General features: G+C 65.1%; 22 protein-coding genes and 1 tRNA gene. 10 read left to right on the top strand and 13 right to left on the bottom strand.

The window, feature by feature from the left end; genetic code table 11:
- Nucleotides 1-6 precede the first annotated feature (6 nt).
- The 8 genes from prmC to argS all read right to left on the bottom strand — a co-directional run bounded on the left by prmC (nucleotide 7) and on the right by argS (nucleotide 11,166).
- A complete protein-coding gene (prmC, locus tag AC50YA_RS01230; protein WP_494980576.1) occupies nucleotides 7-876 on the bottom strand; it encodes a peptide chain release factor N(5)-glutamine methyltransferase in 870 nt (289 codons plus the stop codon).
- A gap of 11 nt (nucleotides 877-887) precedes the next feature.
- A complete protein-coding gene (gene prfA / locus AC50YA_RS01225) occupies nucleotides 888-1,961 on the bottom strand; it encodes a peptide chain release factor 1 (RefSeq protein WP_354252223.1) in 1,074 nt (357 codons plus the stop codon).
- A 107-nt stretch (nucleotides 1,962-2,068) separates the two neighbouring features.
- Nucleotides 2,069-4,315 carry a transcription termination factor Rho gene (gene rho / locus AC50YA_RS01220; RefSeq protein ID WP_494980575.1) on the bottom strand — a complete coding sequence of 749 codons (2,247 nt, stop codon included), beginning with the start codon at nucleotides 4,313-4,315 and terminating at the stop codon, nucleotides 2,069-2,071.
- A 297-nt stretch (nucleotides 4,316-4,612) separates the two neighbouring features.
- Nucleotides 4,613-5,587 (bottom strand): homoserine kinase, encoded by a 975-nt coding sequence (gene thrB, locus AC50YA_RS01215; protein ID WP_494980574.1) that lies wholly within the window; start codon nucleotides 5,585-5,587, stop codon nucleotides 4,613-4,615.
- Between the two features lie 2 nt (nucleotides 5,588-5,589).
- Nucleotides 5,590-6,696: a threonine synthase gene (thrC, locus tag AC50YA_RS01210; RefSeq protein ID WP_494980573.1), complete on the bottom strand. Its 1,107-nt coding sequence runs from the start codon at nucleotides 6,694-6,696 to the stop codon at nucleotides 5,590-5,592.
- On the bottom strand, nucleotides 6,697-8,013 hold the full coding sequence (locus AC50YA_RS01205) for a homoserine dehydrogenase (RefSeq protein WP_494980572.1): 1,317 nt from the start codon (nucleotides 8,011-8,013) through the stop codon (nucleotides 6,697-6,699). It abuts the gene before it with no gap.
- Nucleotides 8,006-9,511 carry a diaminopimelate decarboxylase gene (lysA, locus tag AC50YA_RS01200; RefSeq protein ID WP_494980571.1) on the bottom strand — a complete coding sequence of 502 codons (1,506 nt, stop codon included), beginning with the start codon at nucleotides 9,509-9,511 and terminating at the stop codon, nucleotides 8,006-8,008. The genes AC50YA_RS01205 and lysA overlap by 8 nt, the downstream gene beginning before the upstream one ends.
- 5 nt (nucleotides 9,512-9,516) lie before the next feature.
- The gene (gene argS, locus AC50YA_RS01195) at nucleotides 9,517-11,166 is read right to left on the bottom strand and encodes an arginine--tRNA ligase (protein ID WP_494980570.1); all 1,650 of its coding nucleotides are present in this window, start codon (nucleotides 11,164-11,166) and stop codon (nucleotides 9,517-9,519) included.
- A gap of 170 nt (nucleotides 11,167-11,336) precedes the next feature.
- On the opposite strand from argS, the gene AC50YA_RS01190 reads away from it, so the two are divergent.
- The 4 genes from AC50YA_RS01190 (at nucleotide 11,337) to AC50YA_RS01175 (ending at nucleotide 14,366) form a co-directional block, all read left to right on the top strand.
- Complete coding sequence (locus AC50YA_RS01190) at nucleotides 11,337-11,810, top strand: FMN-binding protein (protein ID WP_494980569.1); 474 nt, start codon at nucleotides 11,337-11,339, stop codon at nucleotides 11,808-11,810.
- A 3-nt stretch (nucleotides 11,811-11,813) separates the two neighbouring features.
- A complete protein-coding gene (locus tag AC50YA_RS01185) occupies nucleotides 11,814-12,680 on the top strand; it encodes an FAD:protein FMN transferase (RefSeq protein WP_494980568.1) in 867 nt (288 codons plus the stop codon).
- Nucleotides 12,677-14,215 carry a ferredoxin--NADP reductase gene (locus AC50YA_RS01180; protein ID WP_494980567.1) on the top strand — a complete coding sequence of 513 codons (1,539 nt, stop codon included), beginning with the start codon at nucleotides 12,677-12,679 and terminating at the stop codon, nucleotides 14,213-14,215. The genes AC50YA_RS01185 and AC50YA_RS01180 overlap by 4 nt, the downstream gene beginning before the upstream one ends.
- 78 nt (nucleotides 14,216-14,293) lie before the next feature.
- A tRNA-Arg gene (locus AC50YA_RS01175) sits at nucleotides 14,294-14,366 on the top strand.
- Between the two features lie 192 nt (nucleotides 14,367-14,558).
- On the opposite strand, the gene AC50YA_RS01170 is transcribed toward AC50YA_RS01175, so the two are convergent.
- The gene (locus AC50YA_RS01170) at nucleotides 14,559-15,953 is read right to left on the bottom strand and encodes an HNH endonuclease signature motif containing protein (protein WP_494980566.1); all 1,395 of its coding nucleotides are present in this window, start codon (nucleotides 15,951-15,953) and stop codon (nucleotides 14,559-14,561) included.
- A 359-nt stretch (nucleotides 15,954-16,312) separates the two neighbouring features.
- Between AC50YA_RS01170 and AC50YA_RS01165 the strand changes: the two genes are divergently transcribed.
- Nucleotides 16,313-17,371: a M4 family metallopeptidase gene (locus AC50YA_RS01165; RefSeq protein WP_494980565.1), complete on the top strand. Its 1,059-nt coding sequence runs from the start codon at nucleotides 16,313-16,315 to the stop codon at nucleotides 17,369-17,371.
- 60 nt (nucleotides 17,372-17,431) lie between these two features.
- Nucleotides 17,432-17,773: a protealysin inhibitor emfourin gene (locus tag AC50YA_RS01160; RefSeq protein ID WP_494980564.1), complete on the top strand. Its 342-nt coding sequence runs from the start codon at nucleotides 17,432-17,434 to the stop codon at nucleotides 17,771-17,773.
- A 31-nt stretch (nucleotides 17,774-17,804) separates the two neighbouring features.
- Here AC50YA_RS01160 and AC50YA_RS01155 read toward each other — a convergent pair whose 3' ends face one another.
- Nucleotides 17,805-18,773: a GlxA family transcriptional regulator gene (locus AC50YA_RS01155; RefSeq protein ID WP_494980563.1), complete on the bottom strand. Its 969-nt coding sequence runs from the start codon at nucleotides 18,771-18,773 to the stop codon at nucleotides 17,805-17,807.
- Nucleotides 18,774-18,854: 81 nt separating this feature from the next.
- Here AC50YA_RS01155 and AC50YA_RS01150 point away from each other — a divergent pair, with 81 nt between their 5' ends.
- Complete coding sequence (locus AC50YA_RS01150) at nucleotides 18,855-19,022, top strand: hypothetical protein (RefSeq protein WP_494980562.1); 168 nt, start codon at nucleotides 18,855-18,857, stop codon at nucleotides 19,020-19,022.
- A 100-nt stretch (nucleotides 19,023-19,122) separates the two neighbouring features.
- On the opposite strand, the gene catA is transcribed toward AC50YA_RS01150, so the two are convergent.
- The 3 genes from catA to AC50YA_RS01135 form a co-directional block, all read right to left on the bottom strand.
- Nucleotides 19,123-19,986 (bottom strand): catechol 1,2-dioxygenase, encoded by an 864-nt coding sequence (catA, locus tag AC50YA_RS01145; protein ID WP_494980561.1) that lies wholly within the window; start codon nucleotides 19,984-19,986, stop codon nucleotides 19,123-19,125.
- A 63-nt stretch (nucleotides 19,987-20,049) separates the two neighbouring features.
- On the bottom strand, nucleotides 20,050-21,159 hold the full coding sequence (locus AC50YA_RS01140) for a mandelate racemase/muconate lactonizing enzyme family protein (RefSeq protein ID WP_494980560.1): 1,110 nt from the start codon (nucleotides 21,157-21,159) through the stop codon (nucleotides 20,050-20,052).
- The gene (locus AC50YA_RS01135; RefSeq protein WP_494980559.1) at nucleotides 21,156-22,067 is read right to left on the bottom strand and encodes a LysR substrate-binding domain-containing protein; all 912 of its coding nucleotides are present in this window, start codon (nucleotides 22,065-22,067) and stop codon (nucleotides 21,156-21,158) included. The genes AC50YA_RS01140 and AC50YA_RS01135 overlap by 4 nt, the downstream gene beginning before the upstream one ends.
- 371 nt (nucleotides 22,068-22,438) lie before the next feature.
- On the opposite strand from AC50YA_RS01135, the gene benA reads away from it, so the two are divergent.
- Genes benA through benC form a run of 3 tightly spaced genes read left to right on the top strand, consistent with a single transcriptional unit; the run spans nucleotide 22,439 to nucleotide 25,468 of the window.
- Nucleotides 22,439-23,806, top strand: a complete 1,368-nt coding sequence (gene benA, locus AC50YA_RS01130) for a benzoate 1,2-dioxygenase large subunit (protein WP_494980558.1) — start codon at nucleotides 22,439-22,441, stop codon at nucleotides 23,804-23,806.
- 26 nt (nucleotides 23,807-23,832) lie between these two features.
- The gene (gene benB, locus AC50YA_RS01125) at nucleotides 23,833-24,387 is read left to right on the top strand and encodes a benzoate 1,2-dioxygenase small subunit (protein ID WP_494980557.1); all 555 of its coding nucleotides are present in this window, start codon (nucleotides 23,833-23,835) and stop codon (nucleotides 24,385-24,387) included.
- Nucleotides 24,388-24,415: 28 nt separating this feature from the next.
- Nucleotides 24,416-25,468, top strand: coding sequence for a benzoate 1,2-dioxygenase electron transfer component BenC (benC, locus tag AC50YA_RS01120; RefSeq protein ID WP_494980556.1), 1,053 nt, complete (start codon nucleotides 24,416-24,418; stop codon nucleotides 25,466-25,468).
- The last annotated feature ends 2 nt before the right edge of the window (nucleotides 25,469-25,470 follow it).

Genomic DNA, 25,470 nt, shown 5'->3' with positions numbered 1-25,470 from the left:
CTTTCATCACTCGTGGTGCGGACCGGCAAGGACGGCGCTGGTGGCGCGTTCCTTGCCGTTGAGGTCCAGGTGCGTGGTGATCTCCGACCAGGCACCCGTCCGCTGCATCATGCCGGCGATCCAGCCGGCCTGGACTTCCGCGTGTTCCATCACGAAGTAGCCGCCGGGAACCAGCAGCCGGGCAGCCGAGGCGGCCGCCGCCGTCGGAAGTTCCATGCCGTCCGCTCCCCCGCCGTACAGGGCTTCGGGGGGATCGTGGAGGGCTACTTCGGGTTCATTCGGGATGGCTTCGGCGGGAATGTAGGGCGGGTTGGAGATCACGACGTCGAAAGTTCCGTTGAGCTCCGGCAACGCGTTGCGGAGGTCCCCCAGCACCAGTTTGACGCCCAGCGGCGCCAGGTTCCTGGCCGCCCACGCATGGGCGAACGGGCTGAACTCCACGGCGTGGACTTCGGCGCCGGGCACTTCGTGGGCAATGGAGCCGGCGATCGCGCCCGACCCCGTTCCCAGGTCCACAATCCGCGGGTGCGCCATACCCTTGACGTGGTCGATGACCAGTTGCACAACGGACTCTGTTTCCGGCCGGGGGATAAAAACCCCCGGCCCGACCGCAAGCTCCAGATACCTGAAATGCGCTACACCCGTAATGTGCTGCAGCGGGATCCGTTGGGCCCGTTCAGCAACAAGTTCGGCATAGCCAACAGGCGCTGGAGTGTCCCCCAGCATCATCGCCCGGAGCCTGCCGAGCCCTACCCCGAGCAGGTGGTCCGCCAGGAGTTCCGCGTCAACGCGGGGGCTGGGGACCCCGGCGTCCCGGAGGATCGCGGTGGCCTCGCTGACGGCAGCCGCGAGGGGCTGCTCCGACCCGAGTGTCATGGACGCCGGGGCTAGTCGCCGATGGCGTCCAGGCGTGCCTGTTCGTCCATCTCGATGGCGGACTGGATGACCGGTTCCAGGTCACCGTTCATGACCTGGTCCAGGTTGTACGCCTTGTAGCCGGTGCGGTGGTCCGCGATCCGGTTTTCCGGGTAGTTGTACGTGCGGATGCGCTCCGAACGGTCCATGGTGCGGATCTGGGACTTACGCTGGGCCGAGTTCTCGGCGTCGATAATTTCCTGCTGGTGCGCCAGGATGCGGGCGCGGAGCACGCGCATACCTGCTTCGCGGTTCTGCAGCTGGGATTTCTCGTTCTGCATGGCCACCACGATGCCGGTGGGAAGGTGCGTGATACGGACAGCGGAGTCCGTGGTGTTCACGGACTGGCCACCGGGACCTGAGGAGCGATAGACGTCGATCTTGAGGTCGTTCTGGTTGATGTCCAGCTCTTCGGGCTCGTCAACTTCGGGAAGGACCAGGACGCCGGCAGCAGAAGTGTGGATGCGGCCCTGGGATTCGGTGACGGGCACACGCTGCACGCGGTGGACGCCGCCTTCGAACTTGAGCCGTGCATAGACGCCCTCGGCAGGATCGTTCGAGTTGCCTTTGACGGCCATCTGGACGTCCTTGTAGCCACCGAGATCGGATTCGTTGGCTGAGATGAGTTCAGTCTTCCAGCCGCGGGATTCAGCGTACCGGGTGTACATGCGCAAGAGATCGCCGGCGAACAGTGCGGCTTCGTCGCCACCTTCGCCGCCCTTGACCTCAAGGATCACGTTGCGGGCATCGTCAGGGTCCCGCGGGATGAGCAGTCGGCGCAGGTTGGCCGAAGCAGCCTCCAGGGCCACCTCCAGCTCAGGCACCTCGGCAGCGAACTCAGGGTCCTCCGCAGCCATCTCCCGCGCAGCGGCGAGGTCGTCCTCAAGGGCATGCCACTTGTTGTATGCCTCCACGATGCCATTGAGCTGGGCAGACCGCCGCCCCAGCTTCCGGGCCAGCCGCTGGTCAGCATAAACAGCCGGATCCCCCAACTGCGCCTGGATAGCATCATGCTCATCAAGCAGGCCCTGTACGGACTCAAACATTTCAAAACCTCTTTCGACTCTTACAAGTCTAGTTTCACGGGACTTAACGACGAACCGCCCAAAATATGCCGGCCACCAGGCCGGCATATTTTGAGCGGTGAGCGCAGCTACTTGTCGTTATCCGACTTTGCACCAAGCGTTGTCTTCTGGACCTGCATGAGGAACTCGACGTTGCTCCCGGTCTCCCGGATCTTGTTGGTCAGCAGCTCAAGGCTCTGCTGCGTTTCGAGTCCCGAAAGGACGCGGCGCAGCTTCCACATGATCTTGACTTCCTCGGGGGAAAGCAGGTTCTCTTCGCGGCGTGTGCCGGACGCGTTGACGTCCACGGCCGGGAAGATGCGCTTGTCCGCCAGCTGGCGGGACAGGCGGAGCTCCATGTTGCCGGTGCCCTTGAACTCTTCGAAGATGACCTCGTCCATTTTGGAACCGGTCTCCACGAGGGCAGTCGCCAGGATGGTCAGCGAGCCGCCGTTTTCGATGTTGCGGGCCGCACCGAAGAAACGCTTCGGCGGATACAGCGCGGCGGAGTCGACGCCACCGGACAGGATACGGCCGGAGGCCGGTGCTGCCAGGTTGTAGGCACGGCCCAGGCGGGTCATGGAATCCAGCAGGACCACCACATCCATGCCCATTTCCACCAGGCGCTTGGCGCGTTCGATGGAGAGCTCGGCCACGGTGGTGTGGTCATCGGCGGGACGGTCGAAGGTGGAGGCAATGACCTCACCCTTGACGGTCCGCTGCATGTCCGTGACTTCTTCGGGACGCTCGTCAACGAGCACCATCATGAGGTGGACCTCAGGATTGTTGATGGTGATGGCGTTGGCGATGGACTGCAGGATGAGCGTCTTGCCGGCCTTCGGCGGGGAGACGATCAGGCCGCGCTGGCCCTTGCCGATCGGGGCAACCAGGTCGATGACGCGGGGGCCGATCTTCTTGGGGTCGGTCTCGAGGCGCAGGCGCTCGGACGGGTACAGCGGAACCAGCTTGGCGAATTCGACGCGGTCCTTGAGCTCTTCCGGCGTCTTTCCGTTGACGGAGGTGACGCGGACGAGGGCGTTGAACTTCTGGCGGGCGGTCTGCTGGCTGCGGTCTTCGCCTTCACGCGGTGCACGGATGGCACCGACGCAGGCGTCGCCCTTGCGCAGGTTGTACTTCTTGACCTGGGCGAGGGAGACGTAAACGTCGTTCGGGCCCGGCAGGTAGCCGGAGGTGCGGATGAACGCGTAGTTCTCCAGCACGTCCAGGATGCCGGCGACGGGCAGCAGGACGTCGTCCTCGGTGACCTCGACGTCGTCGACGTCCGGTCCCTGAGCACGGCCCCGACGGCGGTCGTTGCGGTCGCGGAAACGGTCGTTGCGGGAGTTGTCCCGGCTGTCCTGGCCACCCTGGCCGCCGGAGCGGTCATTGCGGTCGTTCCGGTCCCTGCGGTTGCGGCGGTTCCGGCGGCTTCCGCCGTCAGAATCGTCGTTGTCGCGGGTGTTGTCGCGGTTGTCATCGCGGCGGGCACCATCACGCTGGCCGGCGTCACGGCTGCCTGCGTTGTCGCGGCCACCATCGGTGGTCTCGCGGGCGGTGGTCTCGCGGGCGGTGGTCTCGCGGGCGGTGGTGTCACGAGACGTGGTCTCGCGGGCGGTGGTTTCACGGGCTGCGGTGTCGCGGGCGCCACGGGTGCGGCCGCTCTCCCGGCGGTCAGCACGCTGGCCGTCGCCTGATTCGGCACCCTGGGAATCAGCGCGCTGGGTTTCGGTGCGGTCAGCCTGGCGCTGTTCAGCGGCGGGCTGCTCGGCCGGAGCCTCAGTGGCTTCTGCCTGCGTTGACGTGGCGGCCGCTTCGCCGCGGCGGCGGTTACGGGTACGCGGCTGGCGGCGTTCGCCTTCAGCTGCTGGGCCGGCCTCAACAGGCGCCGACGCCGGAGCCTCAGCGGGGGCAGCGGCCGGAGCTTCGGCTGCTGTTGCCGCGGCCGGGGCCGTAACTACTCCGTCGCTGACTGCGCGGCGGCTGCGTCCACGGCCACGGGCACGGGTCCCCTCAGCGGCCGGAGCCTCCGAGGTTTCGCTTGCGGCAGCCACCGGTGCGGCAGCGGCCGGGGCTACGTGATTTTCGGTCGCCTTTTCGGCAGCCTTGGCCGGGGCCTTACTTGCTGACGTGCCTGCGCGATGGGCAGAAATGGCGGTCACCAGATCCCCCTTACGCATGCGGGATCCACCGGAAATCCCCAGCTGGCTGGCAAGTGCCTGCAGCTGGGCGAGCTTGAGGCCGGCGAGGCCACTGCTCTTGGCGGGTGCGGCCGTTAACGATCCGGCAGCAGAAGTTGATGGTTCCACAGCTGAAGACAGCTCAGTGGTTTCGGTCACGAAGGATCCTTCCCCCTCGACGGCGTCCAGACTGGGAGCTGGACGCGATGATTTGATCTGGGCTGCAGTTCAGATCTGCAGCCGACATTTTCGGTCTTGCCGGTTGGATTTCGGCCAGCAGGGCCGGATACTGATTCACCTCACGCACCGATTAATGGCGGGGCGCCGGGCTGACGGTTCAGGGGCAGACAATTCAGCTGCAGATTCCTGCGACAGACCAAGCAGGCGGCACCGGAAAATATTGCGCAGTAGGAGATCACTAACAACTGAATGCAGCTGCCGATCAGATAGGCGGAATTACCGCCGGTGCAAGTCCACCTTAGCACCTTCGACGTCCACTGCCAGCTTCAGCACGCGCCAGCCGATGCCCGGCGTGTTCGCCCCTGTAAAGGACTCAATAAACCCAAGCACCTCAGCGGCTTCGGCTTCGCCGTCGGCGAGAACCAGGACCGTAGGTCCTGCACCCGAAACCACTGCCGCGTGGCCCGCATTGCGCAGTGCCCTGATGAGGGCCGCGCTGGGGCGCATCGCCTCGGCCCGATAGCTCTGGTGAAGGTAATCCTCCGTACCGGCGTGCAGAAACTCGGGCTTCTGGGTCAGTGCATGGATCAGCAGCGCAGCCCGGCCGGAGTTCATGGCCGCGGCATGATGGCCCACAGACGCCGGCAGAAGGGCGCGCGCGGCCTCGGTGGACAACTCAAAATCGGGGACAGCCACGATGGGAATCACGGAGCCGGCCACGGTAGCGCACGTGCTGCTGTACTGGTCACTGTCCTGCCATGACAGCGCCAGTCCGCCGAAAATCGCGGGCGCGACGTTGTCCGGGTGGCCTTCCATCTCGCTGGTCAACTGCAGGATCCAGTCCCGCCCGCGACGCCCCGCTTCGGGAACCATCGCGTTGGCAGCCGAGACGGCCGCCACCACGGCCGATGCCGAGGACCCCAGGCCGCGGCCATGGGGGTTGACGTTCATCGCCGTGATCCTGAGTCCGCCGTGCCGGTAGCCCAGCCGGGAAAACGCAGCTTCCATCGCCCTGACCACCAGGTGGCTGGCGTCCCGCGGCAGCGTGTCCGCCCCCTCGCCGCTGAGCTCGAAGACGAGCTCAGCGGATTCGAGGCTTTCCACCGTCAGGGTGTCGTGCAGAGCCAGGGCGAGGCCCAGGCTGTCGTAACCCGGTCCAAGGTTGGCACTGGTGGCCGGGACCCTGACGGTGACGCGCTGTCCTGCCTCGATGACGGGCAGGTCAACGGCGGTGGGCGAGGTGGTTTCCAAGGCTACTTTTCTTCCAGTCCCAGTTCAGCTGCGACGGTCACGACGTCGTTGGAGACCTTGACGGGCTGCACTTCGCTGCCGTCCTCGGTCCGGAGGGCCCACTGGGGGTCTTTGAGGCCGTGGCCGGTCACGGTTATGACGATCGTCTTGCCGGTGGGAACTTCACCGGCGGCGTGCTTCTTGAGCAGGCCGGCCACACCGGCGGCGGAGCCGGGCTCCACAAAAACGCCTTCGCGGGCGGACAGCCAGCGGTGGGCATCCAGGATCTGCTCGTCAGTCACGGCGTCGATGAATCCGCCGGACTCGTCACGGGCCGCGATGGCACCGTCCCAGGATGCCGGATTGCCGATCCGGATGGCAGTGGCGATGGTGTCCGGCTCCGTGATGGGGTGCCCCGCCACGAACGGTGCCGCACCGGCTGCCTGGAAGCCCCACATCTGGGGGGTCTTGGTGGACACGGCAGGCAAGGTTCCGGCTGTTTCGGATTCGTACGGCGCCGAGTACTCCTTGTAGCCCTTCCAGTACGCGGTGATGTTGCCGGCGTTGCCTACGGGCAGGACGTGGATGTCCGGAGCATCGCCAAGCGAATCGACAATCTCAAACGCGCCCGTCTTCTGGCCCTGGATGCGGGCGGGGTTAACGGAGTTGACCAGGAACACCGGGTAGGACTCCCCCAGCTTCCGTGCAATGTCCAGGCAGTTATCGAAGTTGCCGTCCACCTGGAGCAGCGTGGCGCCGTGCGCGATGGCCTGGCTCAGCTTGCCCATGGAGATCTTGCCTTCGGGGACCAGCACGGCGCATTTCAGCCCGGCTGCCGTGGCGTAGGCCGCAGCGGAAGCTGAGGTGTTGCCGGTGGACGCGCACACCACGGCCTTGGCACCGGATGCAACGGCGGCCGTCATGGCCATGGTCATGCCGCGGTCCTTGAACGAGCCGGTGGGGTTCATCCCCTCGACCTTCAGGTACACCGTGGAACCGGTGAGCTCGGAGAGCTTCTGCGCGAGGACCAGCGGGGTGCCGCCTTCGCCCAGCGTGATGACCCTGGTGGATTCCGTTACGGGCAGACGGTCAGCGTATTCGCGGATAACGCCGCGCCATTGGTGAGCCACTTAGACTCCTTCTACCCGCAGAACGGATGTCACTGAATTGATGACGTCCAGGCCCTTGACGGCCTCGACGGTGGCTGCGAGGGCAGCCTCTGATGCGCGGTGGGTAACGATCCGCAGTTCGGCCGACTCCACCTTGGACTCTGCGTCCCGGTGGATGGTCTGCCGCATGATTTCGATGGACACGCCGTGCTCCGCAAAGAGCTGGGCGATCCTGGCCAGCACGCCGGGCTGGTCGGCGACATCCAGGCCGATGTAGTAGCTGGTGATGGCCGCGTCGATCGGCAGCGCCGGAACGTGGCCCGTGGTGGTCTCCGTGCGTCCGGGTCCGCCAAGCACAATACGGCGGGCTGCCGAGACAAGGTCACCCAGGACGGCAGACGCCGTCGGAGTTCCACCGGCGCCCTGGCCATAGAACATCAGCTCGCCGGCGTTTTCGGCCTCGATGAAGACCGCGTTGAAGGCGCCACGAACGGCGGCCAGCGGGTGCTCGCGCGGCAGCAGCGTGGGGTGCACGCGCACGGAAACGCCTTCGCCGCCGTCGGCATCGGTGAGCTTTTCGGCGATGGCCAGCAGCTTGATGACAAAGCCGGCGTCTTTGGCCGCGGCAATGTCCGCCGCGCTGACGGACGTGATGCCCTCACAGTGGACGTTCTCCAGGGCGAAGCGGGTGTGGAAGGACAGCGAAGCCAGGATGGCAGCCTTGGCTGCGGCATCGTGGCCTTCGACGTCGGCGGTGGGGTCAGCTTCCGCGTAACCGAGGCGCTGGGCCTCGGCGAGGGCGTCCGCGAACTGGGCGCCGGTGGAGTCCATCTGGTCCAGGATGAAGTTGGTGGTGCCGTTGACGATACCCAGCACACGGGTGATGCGGTCGCCGGCCAGGCTGTCGCGGATGGGCCGCAGGATGGGGATGGCGCCGGCCACGGCAGCTTCGTAGGACAGCTGGACGCCGGCCTTGTCGGCCTCTTCGTAGAGGGTGGGGCCGTCCTGCGCCAGCAGGGCCTTGTTACCGGTGACCACGCAGGCGCCGTTACGGAGGGCGGACAGGATCAGTGTCCGCGCAGGTTCGATCCCGCCCATCAGCTCGATCACCAGGTCGGCATCCTTGACGAGGGTCTCGGCGTCGGTGGTAAACAGTTCCTGCGGAAGCTCCACGTCACGCTTGGCGTTCACGTTGCGCACCGCGATGCCGCTGAGTTGCAGGCGCGCCCCGGTACGGGCGGCAAGGGCGTCGGCGTCCTCAATGAGAATCCGCGCAACCTGGGCCCCAACGTTGCCACAGCCCAGCAGGGCTACTTTCAGGGTTCGCAATTCAGTCATTCGGCACTCCCATGTCGCGGTTAAGCAGATCTTCTTCGGTTTCCCCGCGGACAATCAGCCGGGCAGATCCGCCGCGCACCGCGACAACGCCCGGCCGGGCCAGATAGTTGTAGTTGCTTGACAGGGCCCAGCAGTAGGCGCCGGTCCCCGGTACAGCAAGCAGATCACCGGCTGCCACGTCCTCGGGCAGATATACATCTCTAACAACTATGTCGCCGCTCTCGCAATGTTTGCCCACCACGCGGGACAGCTGCGGGGACGCGGCGGACGAACGGGAGGCCAGAATCGCCGAATAATCCGCGTCGTAGAGCACCGGGCGGGCGTTATCGCTCATGCCGCCGTCCACTGACACATACCGGCGGGGATGCGTAACGTTCTCTTGGCCTGCGTCGCTGGCCGGAGCGTCCACCCGCACGGTTTTCAGGGTGCCCACCTCGTACAAGGTGAAGGTGGTGCTACCTACGATGGCGCGTCCGGGTTCGATGGAAATCCGGGGTGAGGTGATCCCCAGCTCGGCGCACGTGGAACGCACGACGGCGGCCATCGCCTGCGCGATGTCGGCTGCGGGGCGGGGGGTGTCCACCGGGGTGTAGGCAATGCCGTAGCCGCCGCCAAGATCCAGCTCGGGCATGGCAATGGAGTACTTTTCCTGCATGGCAGCGTGGAAGCGCAGGAGCTTCTGCGCAGCGAGTTCAAAGCCGTCCGGCTCGAAGATCTGGGAGCCGATGTGGCAGTGCAGGCCCAGCAGTTCGATGCTGGCGTAGCCCGTGGCTGCAGCCACAGCCTCCTCCGCTGCTGACAGGCCGGCCTGCTCAGTGGAATCCCCGGCCATGGAGAGGCCGAACTTCTGGTCCTCATGCGCGGTGGCGATGAACTCGTGGGTGTGCGCGTGCACGCCCGGTGTCAGTCGCAGCATGACCTTGGCTATTTCGCCGCGGCCCGAGGCGATCTTGGCGACGCGGTCCAGCTCATCGAGGCTGTCCACCACGATGCGTCCCAGCTTCATATCCAGCGCACGGTTGATCTCGGCGTCGGATTTGTTGTTGCCGTGCAGGCCCAGGTTCTCGCCCTTGATGCCGGCCCGGGCGGCTACAGCAAGCTCGCCGCCGGAACAGGTGTCCAGCCGGAGCCCTTCGTCCGCCACCCAGGCGGCCACTGCGGTGCACAGGAAGGACTTACCCGCGTAGTAGACGTCCACTCCCCCGCACATGTCGGCGAACGCGGCATCAAAGGCGTCCTTGAAGGAGCGGGCGCGGGCCCGGAAATCGGTCTCACTCATCACAAAGAGCGGCGTGCCGAACTGTGCCTTGAGCTCGCTGACGGCGATGCCGTCGATGGCCAGCTCACCGGCGTTGTTCTTCCGGACATCCTGCGCCCACATGGGTTCGTGGAGCGCGTTCAGGTCCGCGGGAACGGCGAGCCAGTCAGGGGCCAGCGGGGATGCGGTGTTCGTGTCCTGTGCTGACACCTTCTGGGCCGAAATTTCCTGTGCCGACATCAGTTTCACATCCGTTCCGGTGCGGACACGCCCAGCAGGTCCAGTCCGTTGGCCAGCACCTGGCTGGTGGCGTCGTTCAGCCACAGGCGCGTGCGGTTGACGTCGGTGACGGCTTCGTCGCCCTGCGGGGCAACACGGCAGGCGTCGTACCAGCGGTGGTAGGCGCCGGCAATGACCTCGAGGTGGCGGGCCACGCGGTGGGGTTCGCGCAGTTCGGCGGCTTTGGCCACAATCGAGGGGTAGCTGCCCAGGTAGGAGAGCAGTTCGTTTTCCGTGGCGTGGTCCAGCAGTGCGGCGTCGAACGCGCTCCGGTCCACGCCTGCAGCCACGGCGTTGCGGGCCGTGCCGCGGGACCGGGCGTGGGCGTACTGGACATAGAACACCGGGTTCTCGTTGCTGTGCTTCTTCAGCAGGTCAGGATCCAGCGTGAGCGGGGAATCCGCCGGGAAGCGGGCCAGGGAATAACGCACCGCGTCCTTGCCAAGCCAGGAGATGAGGTCCTTGAGCTCGATGATGTTGCCCGCGCGTTTGGACAGCTTGGCGCCGTTAACGGACACCAGTTGGCCGATCAGTACCTCGATGTTAACCTCGGGATCATCGCCGGCGCAGGCGGCGATGGCCTTGAGTCGGTTGATGTAGCCGTGGTGGTCCGCGCCCAGGAGGTAGATCTTTTCGGTAAAGCCGCGGTCCTTCTTGGAGAGGTAGTAAGCGGCGTCCGCGGCAAAGTAGGTGGGTTCGCCGTTCGCGCGGATCATCACGCGGTCCTTGTCGTCCCCGAAGTCGGTGGTTCGCAACCAGACCGCACCGCCGTCGTCGAACACGTGGCCCTGCTCGCGAAGGCGGGCAACGGCACTCTCGATGGCGCCGGCGTCGTGCAGTTCCTGCTCCGAGAAGTAGACGTCAAAAGCAACGCCAAAGTCGGCGAGGGTGTCCTGGATGTCCTTCATCTGCGCCTTGTAGGCGGCGGCACGGATAACCGGCACGGCGGCGACCTCGGTGAGTTCACGGATGGCGGGGTGCTCGGTCAGGACGTCATGGCCGAGGTCGGCGATGTACTGGCCCGGGTAGCCGCCGTCCGGCACGGGATGTCCGTGCAGCCGTGAGTAGACAGAGTTCGCGAACACGTTCATCTGCGAACCGGCGTCGTTGATGTAGTACTCGGCGGTGACCTCCGCGCCCGAAGCACGCAGCACGCGGGCGATCGCATCGCCCAAGGCGGCCCAGCGGGTGTGGCCGATGTGCAGCGGACCGGTGGGGTTCGCCGACACAAATTCCATGTTCACCACGTGGCCGGCGAGCGTGGTGGTGGTGCCGTAGTCCCGTCCGGCTTCCACGATGGCCTTCGCCAGAGCTCCCGCTGCGGCGGCGTCCACGGTGATGTTCAGGAAGCCGGGGCCGGCGATGTCCACGGCAGAAACGCCGTCGATGGACTTCAGGCGGGCGCTCAGGATGGTGGCGAATTCGCGCGGGTTGGTGCCGGCCTGTTTGGACAGCTGGAGGGCGATGTTGGTGGCCCAGTCGCCGTGCTCCCGGTTCTTCGGTCGCTCCACGCGCACCACATCAGGGACAGCTGATGCGGAAAGCGCGATTTCGCCAGCGGCGACGGCGTCTTTCAGGCAGGCGGATATGGCGAGGGAGAGTTCTTCGGGAGTCACCCCTCTAGCCTACCGGGGGCCGCCACGTGGACGAATTTGGACATGGTGCGTGACTGTTTCCGCGAACTTTTCCGCACAGCGGACGCACTGCTGATTCACAGGGTGAACCATTACGCTGAATCCGACGTCGAGTACACCGTAAGCACCCAGCCCACGAAACGAGCCCCAATATGAGACCGTCAGTCCGCAAGAGTGTTTTCGTCGGCATCACCGGCCTGTCCCTCGCCGGAACGGTCGCTGGCTGCGCGCCGTCGGCAGCGCCGACCACACCCGCTGCGACTTCCGGCAACACGTCAGGCGCCTCCACGGCCCCGTCGGGCACGGCATCAACCCTGGCCAGCAGCGGTTCCCTCTATCAGGACGGCACCTACAGTGCCGACGGCACGTATGTTTCCCCCAATGGCACGGAGACCGTCGGGGTTGAGCTGACGCTCGCCTCCAGCACGGTCACGGCCGTGAACATCACCCAGCACCCCTCGAACCCGAACACGCGGAAATTCCAGGGCGAGTTCGCCGGCGGGATCGCGGCGCAGGTTGTGGGCAAAAGCATCGACGAACTCAACGTCTCCAAGGTGGCAGGGTCCTCGCTCACCAGCGGCGGCTTCAACCAGGCCCTGGACAAGATCAAGGCCGAGGCGCAGTAAGCCGTGCCGGACCCGGAGGACTTCCGCTTCGACGGGATCGGTACCCGTTGGGAAATCTCCACGCCCAGTCCGCTTGACGCCAGCGTCCGCGCCCGGCTGCTCGCCGTGGTGGAGCGGTACGACGGCGACTGGTCCCGGTTCCGGTCCGATTCGACAGTCAGTGCCATGGCCCGTGAGCCCGGGCGGTATGAGCTGCCAGCGGAAGCGGCGGACCTTGGCCGGCTGTACCGCTCCTTGTACGACATCACCGGCGGAGCGATGACCCCCTTGATCGGTGCCAGCCTGGAGCGCCTCGGGTACGACGCCGCATATTCCCTGCGGCCCGCAGGGTCCGCGCTTCCGGCACCCCGCTGGGAGGACGTCCTGGCGTGGGACGGCAAAGTGCTGACCGCCTCCGCTCCCGTGGTCCTGGACATCGGTGCCGCCGGCAAGGGGCAGCTGGTGGACCTTCTCGCTGTTGAGTTGCGCTCCTGTGGCGTGGACTCCTTCGTGATTGATGCCAGCGGCGACCTGCTTCACCGCGGCCCTGATCCGGTGTCCGTGGCGTTGGAACACCCGTACGATCCGGCGAAGGCAATCGGGACCGTGCCGCTGGCCGGCCGCGCATTGTGCGCGTCGGCTTCCAACCGACGGGCATGGGGTGACGGCCTGCACCATGTGCTCGATGGCACCACCGGGCTGCCCGTCAGCACGGCGGTAGCCACGTGGACCATGGCGGAAAGCACTATGGTTGCTGATGCTCTGGCCACCGCCCTGTTTTTTGTCCCCGGCAGCGAGCTGGAACGGAACTTCGACTTTTCCTGGCTGACGGTTTTTTCTGATGGAAGTGCTGCCTATTCAGCCGGATTTGAAGGGACACTGTTCTCATGAGCCCCGTTGATGCTCCCAAGACAACCGCCGTTTTCGCCGCCGGCCGGTTGGACACCCTGTTGGGCAAGTACACGATGTACCGGCTGATCCTCCTGGTGCTGGCAGCCCTTGCCGCGTACAGCCTCCTGCTGAATGCCCTCGGCTGGCTCACGTTCGGCATCCCGCAGATGCTGGTCCACCTGGCCCTGTGCCTCGGCTTGGCCTACCTGTCCAACCGCGGCCTGGCTGCCCTTTTCCACGTCCGCCCGCATTCCGAGTCGTCGCTGATCACCGGCCTGCTGCTGTATTTCCTGTTCTGGCCCTCCTTTATGCCCATGGATGTGGCGGGCGTGGCCCTGGCCTGTGTGCTGGCCTCCGCCTCGAAATACGCGTTGGCCTGGCGCGGCCGGCACATCTTCAACCCCGCCGCCGCCGGAGCGTTTGTGACCGGGCTGACCGGATTGAACATCGCGACGTGGTGGGCGGCGACCCCCGCCATGCTGTGGCTGCTGGTCCCCGGAATCCTCCTGGTGCTCTACCGGACGCGGAAGTCGCTCATGGCGGCCGTGTTCCTTGTGGTTGCCACATCAATTGTGAGCGCTGAGTTGCTGCAGGCAGGGCTTAGCCTGGGCAGCGCACTCTGGCAGGCCCTGGCCCAACGGCCGTTGCTGTTCTTCGTCGGCTTTATGCTGACGGAGCCCCTCACCCTCGCGCCGCGCCGCTGGCAGCAGCTTGCGCTCGCTGCAGTCGTTGGTGTGGTCTTCGCGGTGCCGTACAACTTCGGCTTCATCGCCAACTCGCCGGAGCTGGCCTTGCTGGTCGGCAACCTGCTCGCGTTCCTCGTGGGTCAACGCGGCGGGCTCAGGCTCCGGTTCACTGGCTCCCGTCCTCTGACGCCGAGCACCACGGAATTCTCGTTCGAACCGTCCCGGCCCGTCCGCTATATGCCGGGACAGTACATGGAACTGGATCTGCCGCACGCCAAGTCGGACGGTAAAGGCCGACGCCGGGTGTTCAGTTTGACCAGTGCCCCCGGTTCGGAGACGGTGAAGTTTGGCATCCGAACGGCGGAGCCCCTGTCCGCGGCGAAGAAAGTCCTACTGGACCTGAAACCTGGTGATGAGGTGGCTGCAACGTCCGTGGGCGGAGATTTTGTCCTGCCCCGCGATCCCCGGGCCCCCGTCCTCCTGATCGCCGCGGGCATCGGTATCACGCCTTATCTTGCGCATCTCTCTTCCGGCGCGGCCCAGGACCGGGACGTGGTTCTCCTGCTGCTGGCGCGCAATCCTGCGGAAATTGCCTACGCGGCGGAGCTGCAGGCGTCGGGGGCGCGCATCCTGGCACGCCTCGCGGATGGGTCCGTCCCGCCGTCGTTCGTCACCGATGCCGGGAACGGAGGGCACCTGGACGGGCCCGCAGTGCTCGATCTGGTCCCCGACATTGCCGACCGCGCTGTGTACATCTCCGGGTCGCCTGCGAGCGTCGCTTCGCTGCGCCGTGCAGCCCGGAAGGCCGGCGCGCGACGGGTGCACGTCGACTCTTTTTCCGGGTACTAAAGCCCTCCGTTTTTCCTTGCGGGCACCTTCCTGCTAAGCTCTAGGACGTCCCGCTGGCAACGGCAGGATCCCTGAATTGCCCTCGTAGCTCAGGGGATAGAGCGTCTGCCTCCGGAGCAGAAGGTCGTTGGTTCGATTCCAATCGAGGGCACAGATGAAACCCCCACCGCTTGCAAAAGCGGCGGGGGTTTTCTGCGTTCGTCGCCCTGGACGCGAGCGGACACTTGAGGCCCTACCGAGCTTGCACGTCCGGACACGGACCGCATGTGTACAGCGGCGTGTCTGTCGCACGCTGACCCTTCAGACTCCGCGGCTGGGGCCGATGCCTCACCACGCAGCCCAGCTACGGCGGCGTTGTGCTCGATGCCCCTGTTGTTTCCAGCGCTGGCAAGGACGGTGGTTCCCAGTCGGGGTGTTCGCTGGGGTAGTGCCGTCCGGTGGGTGATATCCAGCCGGGTGGTTCATTCTTTGTGGCGCTGGTGGGTATCCATCCGGTGGTGTGTCTGAGCCGGTGATGCCTGGGGCACGGCTGGCTGAGATTTAAGATCCCGGTGCTGCCGCCCTTGGACCAGGCGAGGAGGTGGTCTGCATCGTTGCCCAAAGACTGGTTGCCGCAGCCCGGGAACGGGCACTTCCCGTCCCGCAACCGTAGCCATTGGCGCTGGGCTTTCGTGATGCGGTAGCTGGTCCGCCCGATCTCCAGCGGAGCGCCGTCGCGGGGGTCGATCAGGACACGGTGGAAGGACTCCGCACCGTCGGCGATCAGCTGCCGCGCCATGGACGGCGGGATCGGCCCGTACCCATCCAGGGTGGCCGGCTCATCCGTGATACCCAGCAGCGAAGGCACCGGGACCGTGACGAGGACCTGCGCCCTCGGCGACGGAACACCGCCGACTATTTCCCCAGCTGGGTCCCCGGTGTTGCCGAGCAGCCAGGTCGCCGCGGTGTCGGCGCGGAGTTGGCAGAGGGTCCGTTCCTCGTCGGGGCCCTGGAGTGCTCGGGCGGCGGTGGTGGTGCGGTCCCAGATCCCGGTGGCGGTGTCGGCGGGGAGATAGGCCGAAAGCCAGGCCATGCCATCGCGGTCCGGGGCGTACTCGAGGCGCCGGTCCTCCGCACTCCTTGTGTGGCGTTTTTCGATGCTGACCGGGTGATGCCGTTCCCGCCAGGTCCGGGCCTTGTGCCGGAACCGCCCGGGCACGAGGCCACCGGCCGGGCACCCGCGGGCAGGGTTAACCGCGTCGGGGTCCAGGAAGTGCGCTTCCAACGCCGTGGCGCCGGCAGGGTCCAGGTTCACGGTTTCGTCGACCATGATCCGGGCGTGCTGCCAGGAGATCGTCCCGGACTGGAGGGCGGACAACGTCAGCGGCAGGGCGGTGGTCAGTTCGTGGGCTTCGGCGAGCAGGGCGCCGGCGGTGCGTTCGCTGACCGTCAGCACGCAGGCGACCTCGGCGACCACAGCCATCTCCTGGGCCGTGTGGTCCTGCGGCGACTCGGCCGGGCCCGCCAAGGCCTCGGCAGAGGCGGCAAAATCGGCGGCCGCATGGACCTTCAGAGCCGCCATCTTCGCCTCCCCGCGGGCGACTCCAGCCAGCGTCTGCAGGGCGATCTCGGCCCTCCGGCGCAGCGGATCAGCACCACGTGAACCCTTGAAGTCTGCTCCGCCACGGAGCACCGCAGCAAGCTCAGCAAAGGACGCCGCAAGGGCCTCAGCCGTCGCCACAGCTCCTCTGCTATCCATACTCAAAGCATCCCAGCAGGGTGTGACAATAACCGCGTGGATGAACGCCTATGTGGATAACTCCGCGACCAAGACGACATCAAGGCCGCCATCCGGGCCTCCAGACTGGGGCACCCCGGCGGGCCCCAGAAAACTCCGCGGCATCCTGAGCCCCTGACCAGGCGGCAGTTCCCAGCTGCCCTGAGGGCCCAACTGTCCCTTCGCACCATGAAGCAGGCCTCAACTGTCCGTTCGCGCCAGACAGTTCACGCGCCATGAAACAGGGCCCCAAGTGTCCCTTCGCGCTGGATTGAGTGCGCCTTCAACAGATTGTCGCTGGCCCCTCGTAGGCTGATTCAACGAATTCGAGGGGGTAGGCCTTGCACATTCCAGCCACATTCTGTTCCATCATTCCGCCTTACTTGCTGCGGCGGTTGGCGCGTCTGGACGAGCCGCGGTTTTCCGCCGCCGCGCGGGCGGCCAAGGAAGCGCTGAGCCACGTCCGGTCAGTCCAGTCAGCCCGTACCCTGCCGGCTCCGGCCGCTCCCCCGTCACTGCGCGATGTCCGCCCGGGCCCGCCCAACAGGATCATCTACGATGCCGGCGGTTCCGAGAACCTGCCCGGCAAGCTGGTGCGCAAGGAAGGTGAACCGGCTTCAGGCGATCAGTCGGCTGATGAGGCGTACGACGGCCTTGGGCACACGCATCGCCTGTTTGCCGACATCTTCGGCCGTAACTCCATCGACGGCCAAGGCCTGCCGCTCGATGCTACTGTGCACTTTGGCAAGCTCTACGACAATGCTTTCTGGGATGGCCGGCAGATGGTCTTCGGCGATGGGGACGGCGAAGTTTTCGAGCGTTTCACGCGGTCGCTGAGCGTCATCGGGCACGAACTCACGCACGGCGTCACGCAGTACTCGGCGGGGCTGGCTTACCGCAACCAGGCAGGCGCCATCAATGAATCCATGTCCGACGTTTTCGGCGCGCTCGTGGAACAGTACCTGAACAGCCAGTCCGTGACCGAAGCCAGCTGGCTCATCGGCGAAGGACTTTTCACGCCTCAGGTTGAGGGATCGGCTCTCCGCTCGCTGAAGGCCCCGGGCACAGCGTACGACGACGACGTGCTGGGTAAGGATCCCCAGCCAGATTCGATGGACTCGTACATGCGGACCAGCGCGGACAATGGCGGCGTCCATATCAACTCCGGCATCCCCAACCGGGCCTTCTACCTCACGGCGGAGTCCCTCGGCGGCAACGCCTGGGAGGCACCGGGACGGATCTGGTACGACGCACTGACCGGCGGCTCGCTGCCTGCCACCGCCACCTTCCGCGTTTTCGCGAGGTCGACGGCGGCCTCCGCCGTCGAATTGTTCGGCACCGATTCGCCGGAGCATGACGCCGTGCGGCAGGCGTGGGAAACTGTGAAGGTCAAGCTTTAGTTGAACGCCTGCCCGCCGCGAGCCGGCGGCCAGGCTGCAGGAAAGCCCAGGACCCAGGTCATGAAGATCAGTGTGGAGCGCAGCGGCGGCATCGCAGCCCTGACCCGCGTATGGACAGTGCACGCCCAGACCGCGAGCGCCAAAAGCCAGTGGCAACCCATTGTGGAAGCATGCCCTTGGGACGCGGTACCCAAGACCGTCAGCGCTGCGGCCTCGGAGGTACAAGGCAACCAGCCCGACCGATTCATCTATTCGATCCGGGCCGGCCAGCGCCGTGCGGCGTTGCCGGAGCAGGCTGTCACAGGACCATGGCGTGTGCTGGTGGACAGCACCCGGGCGGCCTCCGAGGACAGCCCCACACGGCAAGACAATCCGGGACCGCAAGGGCCGTCCCCGGCCTAATGGCGCGGCCACTGCTGAGCTGCGTCGCCGGCTACCCTGCCGTGACCAGCTGTCCCCGGAACGCCCGACGGTAGGACTGCGGGCTGGTGTCCAGCACCTTGGCAAAGTGATGCCGGAGCAGGACTGGGTGGCCAAAGCCCGATTCCCGGGCAACTTCGTCGATGTTGAGGTCAGTGGATTCCAACAGCTCCTGCGCCCGGAGGACCCGCTGCGAGTTCAGCCAGGCAGCAGGTGTGGCCCCAGTTTCGGACCGGAAGCGGCGGGCAAAGGTCCTGGCTGACATGTGCACGCGTGACGCCAACTCAACGACGGTGTGCTCCTGCTCCAGGTTCTGCACCATCCAGCGCAGCAGCTCTTCCATCGGCGCCGATCCACAAGGAGGCATGGGCCGGTCGATGAACTGAGCCTGGCCGCCGTCGCGGTGGGGCGGCACCACCATGTCCCGCGCAATGGCAGCGGCCACGTTGGCGCCCAGCTCAACGCGCACCAGGTGGAGGCAGGCATCAATCCCTGCCGCGGTGCCGGCACTGGTGATCAGATTGGCGTCCTGAACATAGAGCACGTTTTCATCGACCTGCACTTCCGGGTACCGGCTTGCGAGCTCATGGGAATAGTGCCAATGCGTGGTGCAACGCCGCCCGTTCAGAAGTCCGGCACGGGCCAGGGCGAAGGCTCCGGAGCAGATGGACATGACCCAGGCGCCCCTGGCGTGCGCGGCGCGCAATGCCTCCAGCACGGATTCCGGAACATCCTCATCGCGTCCGTACGGCGTCATGATCACCAGGTCCGCATCCGCCGTGGCATCCAGACCCAGGGGGACGTTCATGGAGAGGCCTGATTTCAAGCGGACGTTTCCGGGTTCTGGCGTGCAGGCCCGAAAGTCGAACGCGGGGACATTACTGCCGCGTCCCGACCTGTCGATGCCAAACACTTCGCACGCGGTGGCGAACTCGAAGATCGAGAAGTTGGGGACAACGATGACTGCCACTGATTTCAGCATGATTCCATCATGGCAGAAATTCGAGCTTTCTGGGCATTTCTGCCACTGTTTCTTGAGCATGCGCCGGAGCAGCATTGAGTCATGGAAATCTTCGGAATCGCCCTGGTAGTCCTGCTCCTCGTCGTTCTCGCCGCCACCGTCTCAGCGCTCCTGCGTGATGGCCGCGGCCACACCCCGCCCGTCACCTCCGACCAACCCTGGTCCTCTTTGGACCTGCCCAGCGTCAACTACACCCTGCGCATTTTCTAACCCGCAGGCATGCCTCAATCCGCCATTATTGTTAACCTATTCACTATTAACACGAAAGGACCCGGCTCATAAGAGCCGGGTACTTTTGTGTCCTGGCGGGTTAGGCGCGGACTGCGTCCAGAACGAAGTCATAGGTGACCTCGTTGCCTGCCCCGTTGCCGCGCTCGGTAGGGCTCAGAACCAGTTCCGGCTTGACGGCCGAAGCAATGTCATCGGAAAGGTGCTGGTCGCCGGCGAAGTAGAGCTGGGCGGTCAGGAGCTGGTGGCCGGGTGCCGACACCTTCAGGTGCAGGTGTGCGGGGCGCCAGGCGTGCCAGCCGGCCGCAGAAATCAGCTTGCCGCAGGCACCGTCGGTGGGGATCTGGTACGGGGCCGGCTGCACGGTGTTTAGCGCAAAGTTGCCTTCGGCGTCGGCCGCAACGGCCCCGCGCAGGTTCCACTCGGGCAGTCCGGGGGCGAACTGGGAGTAGAAGCCGTTGTCGTCCGCGTGCCAGATTTCCACCTTGGCGCCAGCCAGGGACGTTCCGTCGACGGCACGGACCTGGCCCTGGAACAGCAGCGGCGTTCCACCTTCGTCCTCGCGCATCGGCAGGGTTGCCGGCGTCTCAAATTCCGGGGAACCCGGAATGTAGTACGGGCCCTCGATGGTGCCCTTGTTGCCTTCGCGGTCCTCGGTGGAGACTTCTTCCACCACGTGTTCCACCCAGACGTCCATGAACAGCGGCCATTCGCCGTCTTCGCCCACGCTGATCAGCCAGGCTTTGAGGGCGTTGAACTCGTCGTAGGTCACCTTGTGCTTGCGGATGGCGTCGTAGACAGCGCCGAGGACTTCGTTCGCCAGGAGGGATACGCGCTCCTTGGGAACCTCGATGGTGGCCGTCTTGCCGCTCTCGCGGAAGCGCTCTGTGGCCGCGCTTCCGGACTCTGCTGCCTTGGCATCAAATTCGGTCAGGTTGTTTGTCATAACAGACTCGCTTTCATGGTCCGGCGCCGGCTGCAGTGCCGGCGCTTGGTTGGGGTAGGGGTTTCAGTTGCCTTGGTCGAGGCGGTATTTCGCCAGCTTCCCGGCGTCGATGTCGAGGCCGATGCCGGGGACCTGGCGGACGGACAGGCGGCCATCCATGATTTCAAGGGGTTCGGTCAGAAGGTCATCGCTCATGTCCAGGAAGTTGGACAGTTCTCCCGCGCGCCGGGTGGTGGATTCGAACGCGGCACCGAACGTGACGGTGCACAGGGTGCCGATCTGGCCGTCGATCTGGTTGCCCATCACCACTTCGGCACCCAGGCCGTCGCACTGGAACAGCACACGCTGGGAGTGCGAGAAACCGGTCCGTGCCGTCTTGATGCTGACGGCGTTCGCCGCACCGCTGAGCAGTTCGCGGGTTACTTCGCCGGGTTTCGTGGCGCTCTCGTCCGCCACAAACGGGACATTACAGTGGTCAACGAGCCATTTGCGGCCCAGAACGTCATCCGCCGGGCACAGTTCTTCGGCGAGCGTGAGGTCAAGGTCCGCCATGGCGTTCAGTGCACGGAGGGATTCCGACGGCGTCCAGCCGCGGTTGCCGTCGATGTACAGTTCGATGTCCCCGCCCATCTCCTCGCGGAGGGCCCGGCAAACGTCGACATCCAGTCCGAACGGCCGGCGGCCAACTTTCACCTTGAAAGTAGTGATCCCGTAGGTACTGCGCATCCGCTCGGCCTCGGCCACCATCTTCGCCGGTTCGGCGAAGCCGAGCATGTGGCTGACGCGCATACTGTCGGTAAAGCCGCCCAACAGCGCCGTGACGGGCTGCCCCAAGGCTTTTCCGATAACGTCCCAGACAGCCATGTCCACTGCCGACTTCGCAGTGGGATTGCCCACCGTCCTGTTCATCACGGCGTGCATCGCTTCGCGGTCCAGGATGGACATCCCGACGAGCTGGGGCGCGAACAGTGTCTTAATGACGGCCACAATGGATTCCTGCGTTTCACCATAGGTGAAGGGCCGCGCCGGCGCCTCGGCCACTCCCACAATCCCGTCATCGCTGGTGACGCGGACCAGCACGTGGAGGGCGGTGTGCACCTCTCCGCTGGCGAACCGCAGGGGCTTCACGTAGGGAATGGCGAACGGAATCGCCTCGATGGACGTAATTTTCACGGCAGGCTCCCGGAGTGGATCGAGTCAAGAAAGATGTTGTTGTCCTCGAGCATGCCGAGGAATGAGGCGACCACTGGCGAATCCGCGGTGCGGCTCCAAGCCAGCGCCAGCTCGACGTCGTCCGCTCCTGTCACCGCCCGGTACTGGACGCCCGCGAGCGCGATGCCACGGACGGATTCAGGGAGGATGGCGACGCCGAGGCCGGCCGCGACCAGGGAAAGCTGCGTGGACGTCTTGGCCGATTCGTGTGCCACACGAGGGTAGTAGCCTGCTGCCCGGCAAGCGCGGACCACTGCATCGTGGACCACGGACTGACCGGACGGGTACATGATGAAGTCCTCCGCACGGAGTTCGCCCACGGACAAGCTCTCGGCAGCTGCGAGGCGGTGCCCCTCCGGCAAGGCCACCACGAAAGGTTCGCGCGCTATGGGACGCATTTCGAGCGACGCATCGCGGACCGGCAGCCGGAGCACGCCGACGTCGAGTTCGCCGGAAACCAGTGCCAGTTCGATGGCTGGCGTCAGCAGTTCCGTGCGGATATCCAGCACCACGTCCGGAAGCTGCTCCTTAACGAGCCGCGCGAGGATGGGCAGCTGGGTGTATGACGCCGTCCCCGTCAGTCCGATGCGCAGTGTTCCGGCCTTGCCGTCCGCAAACCGTCGCGCCCGGCGGCCAGCCTCGTCAACGCTGCGGAGAATGCGCTGGGCGTCCAACAGGAAGGACTCGCCCGCAGGTGTCAGTTTTACGCTCCTTGTGGTGCGGGCAAAGAGCTCGATACCAAGCTCGGCCTCCAGATGCCGGATCTGCTGGGACAAGGGCGGCTGGGCCATTTGCAGCCGCTCGGCCGCCTGCCCGAAGTGGCAGGTTTCGGCAACCACAACGAAGTAGCGCAGGTGACGCAGTTCCATGCTCCGGGTGCTCCTTCGTTGTGTTCTGTGCTCTTGTTTGCCGTGCCCTGCGTGGTGCCCTGCACGGTGCCCCGCTTCGTGGGCAGTGTGTGCTGGCCAACAGTTGCGGGCTGTTGGTTCACCAGCGTAAGCCTCAATTTAGTATTCAACAAATACCCAATTTCGTGATTTTCAGACGTGAAAAGTCTGAATATGCACCTAGCCGACCTTAGGCAAATACCTAGTGTGACCGGCACCACGCCACTGGCAGAGTTGGCTGCATTCAGTAGACCGTCCGTTCGTTCGGCGGTCCGCCCGGGCAACACAACCGGGTAACCGGGCAATGCAGCCTGGCAAACGGGCGACGCAGCCCGATACCGATAGGAGCCAACATGACAGAGACGCTGGCGGGCATCCAGGCCCACCTTGACCAGGCCCTTGTGGAGGACCACGAGAATGGCGTTTTCCGCGCCAAGCGGAGCATCTTCACGGACGAAGACCTGTTCGAGCTGGAAATGAAGCACATCTTCGAAGGCAACTGGGTGTACCTGGCCCATGACAGCCAGATCCCCAACGTGGGCGACTACTTCACCACGTACATCGGCCGCCAGCCGATCATCATCTCCCGTGACAAGCAGGGCGGACTGAACGCCCTCATCAACGCGTGCAGCCACCGCGGCGCTATGCTGTGCCGCCGCAAGACGGACAACCGCACCACCTTCACCTGCCCCTTCCACGGCTGGACCTTCAACAACACCGGCAAATTGCTTAAGGTGAAGGATCCCCGCGACGCCGGTTACCCGGAGCAGTTCAACAAAGAAGGCTCACACGACCTCACCAAGGTGGCCAGGTTCGAGAGCTACCGGGGCTTCCTGTTCGGCAGCATCAACCCGGACGTCAAGCCGCTGGAGGAGCACCTGGGTGAGTCCACCAAGATCATCGACATGATCGTGGACCAGTCCGATGATGGCCTGGAGGTGCTGCGCGGCGCGTCCACCTATACCTATGACGGCAACTGGAAGCTCCAGGCCGAAAACGGCGCCGACGGCTACCACGTGTCCGCAACGCACTGGAACTACGCCGCCACCACCGCCCGCCGCACCACGGGCGAGTCGGCCAACGAAACCAAGAACATGGACGCCGGCGGCTGGGCCAAGCAGAAGGGCGGCTACTACTCCTTCGACCACGGCCACCTCCTGCTCTGGACCGAATGGCTGGATCCGTCCAACCGTCCGCTGTTCGACCGCCGCGACGAGCTCGTGGAGAAGTACGGCGAGGCCAAGGCCGACTGGATGATCAACATCTCCCGCAACCTCTGCCTGTACCCGAATGTGTACCTGATGGACCAGTTCGGCTCGCAGATCCGGCACTTCCGCCCCATCTCCGTGGACAAGACCGAGGTGACCATCTACTGCATCGCACCGAAGGGCGAAAGCGACGAGGCCCGGGCCAGCCGCATCCGCCAGTACGAGGACTTCTTCAACGCCTCGGGTATGGCCACGCCGGATGACCTGGAGGAATTCCGCTCCTGCCAGAAGACCTATATGGCCACCGCAGCGCCGTGGAACGACCTCAGCCGCGGCGTGACCCATCAGGTCCAGGGGGCGGACGCCAACGCCGACCTGATCGGACTCAAGCCGATCTCCAGCGGCGCCCGGACTGAAGACGAAGGCCTCTACCCGATCCAGCACGGCTACTGGGTGGACACCATGCGCAAGGCTGCAACGGCCGAAGCAGCCGACGCTGCAGCCCAGAACTAGTCCGGCACGAGACCGAGGAGAACCCCATGACCCAGACCACCGACGTCGCAACACCGGACGCTGCCAAAGCTGCTGCAGGAGCTACCACCGTCCCCGCCACATTGGAAGAAATCCGTTCGTTCCTCTACCGCGAAGCGCGGTTCCTGGACGACCGCGAGTTTGACCGCTGGCTTGACTGCTACCACCCCGAAGCAGAGTTCTGGATGCCTGCCTGGGCCGACGACGACGAGCTCACCAGCGACCCGCAGCGCGAAATTTCGCTGATCTACTACGCCAACCGTGGCGGCCTTGAGGACCGTGTGTTCCGTATTAAGACGGACCGCTCCAGCGCCACCAGCCTCCCCGAGCCGCGGACCGGCCACAACATCACCAACGTGGAGGTCATCGGCTGGCGCGGCGAGCAAGTGGACATCCGCTTCAACTGGCACACGCTGTACTACCGCTACCAGAACATCGACCCTTACTTCGGCACCTCGTTCTACACGATCGATTACGCCGGCACGCAGCCCGTCATCAGGAAGAAGAAGGTCGTCCTGAAGAACGACTACATCCACCACATCGTGGACATCTACCACGTCTGATCTTCCGACCGATTCGAATCGAGTTTCCATGAGTTACCAGATTGCCCTCAGCTTTGAGGATGGTGTCACCCGGTTTGTAACCGCGAACAAGTACGAGACCGTTGCTGACGCAGCCTACAAAAACCGCATCAACATCCCTTTCGATTGCCGCGACGGCGCCTGCGGCACCTGCAAGGCCTTCTGCGAGGCAGGCAAGTACGACGGCGGCGACTACATTGACGAGGCCCTCACCGAGGACGAAGCAGAGAAGGGCTTTTGCCTCCCCTGCCAGATGGTCCCCGAGACCGATCTTGTGCTCCAGATTGCCGGTACCTCCGAGATGGCCAAGGTAGGCGCAACCACGTTCGAGGGCACCGTCAAGGAGCTCACCTGGTTCGCGGACAACACGGCGGCGCTGACCCTGACCGTGGAGAACCGCGGCGACCTCAAGTTCCTGCCCGGCCAGTACATGAACTTTGCTGTCCCGGGCACCGATGCCGTGAGGTCCTATTCATTCAGCAGCGGCCCGTCAGCGGACGAGCTGCGCTTCCTCATCCGCACGGCACCGGACGGCGCCATGACTACCTACCTCAAGGAACGCGCCGCCGTGGGCGATCTGCTCCCGCTTACCGGCCCCATGGGCAGCTTCTTCCTCCGCGACATCAAACGGCCTGCCCTGATGCTGGCCGGCGGCACCGGCATCGCGCCACTGCTGTCCATGCTGGACAAGATCGCCAACGGCCTGGATGAAGCTCCCGCATTCCCGGTGCACCTCGCCTACGGCGTCACCTTCGACAAGGACCTCGTGGAGCTGGGCAAGCTGCAGCAATACGCCGCAGCCATCGAAAACTTCACCTTTGACTACTGCGTGGCCGATCCGGAAAGCTCTGCCCCAAACAAGGGGTACGTGACCCAGTACATCACCGCCGGGCAACTGAACGACGGCGACGTGGACGTTTACCTTTGCGGCCCGCCCGCCATGGTGGACGCTGTCCGCAAGTATTGGGATGTACAGGGAATCACACCCGCCAACTTCTACTACGAGCGGTTCGCGGTGGGAAGCACGACGGCGGCTCCCGCCCTTGCCGGGGCCGGCGCTTGAGC

It is taken from the genome of Pseudarthrobacter sp. RHLT3-21 (assembly GCF_059383495.1).
This window is presented reverse-complemented; position numbering and strand designations above follow the sequence as displayed.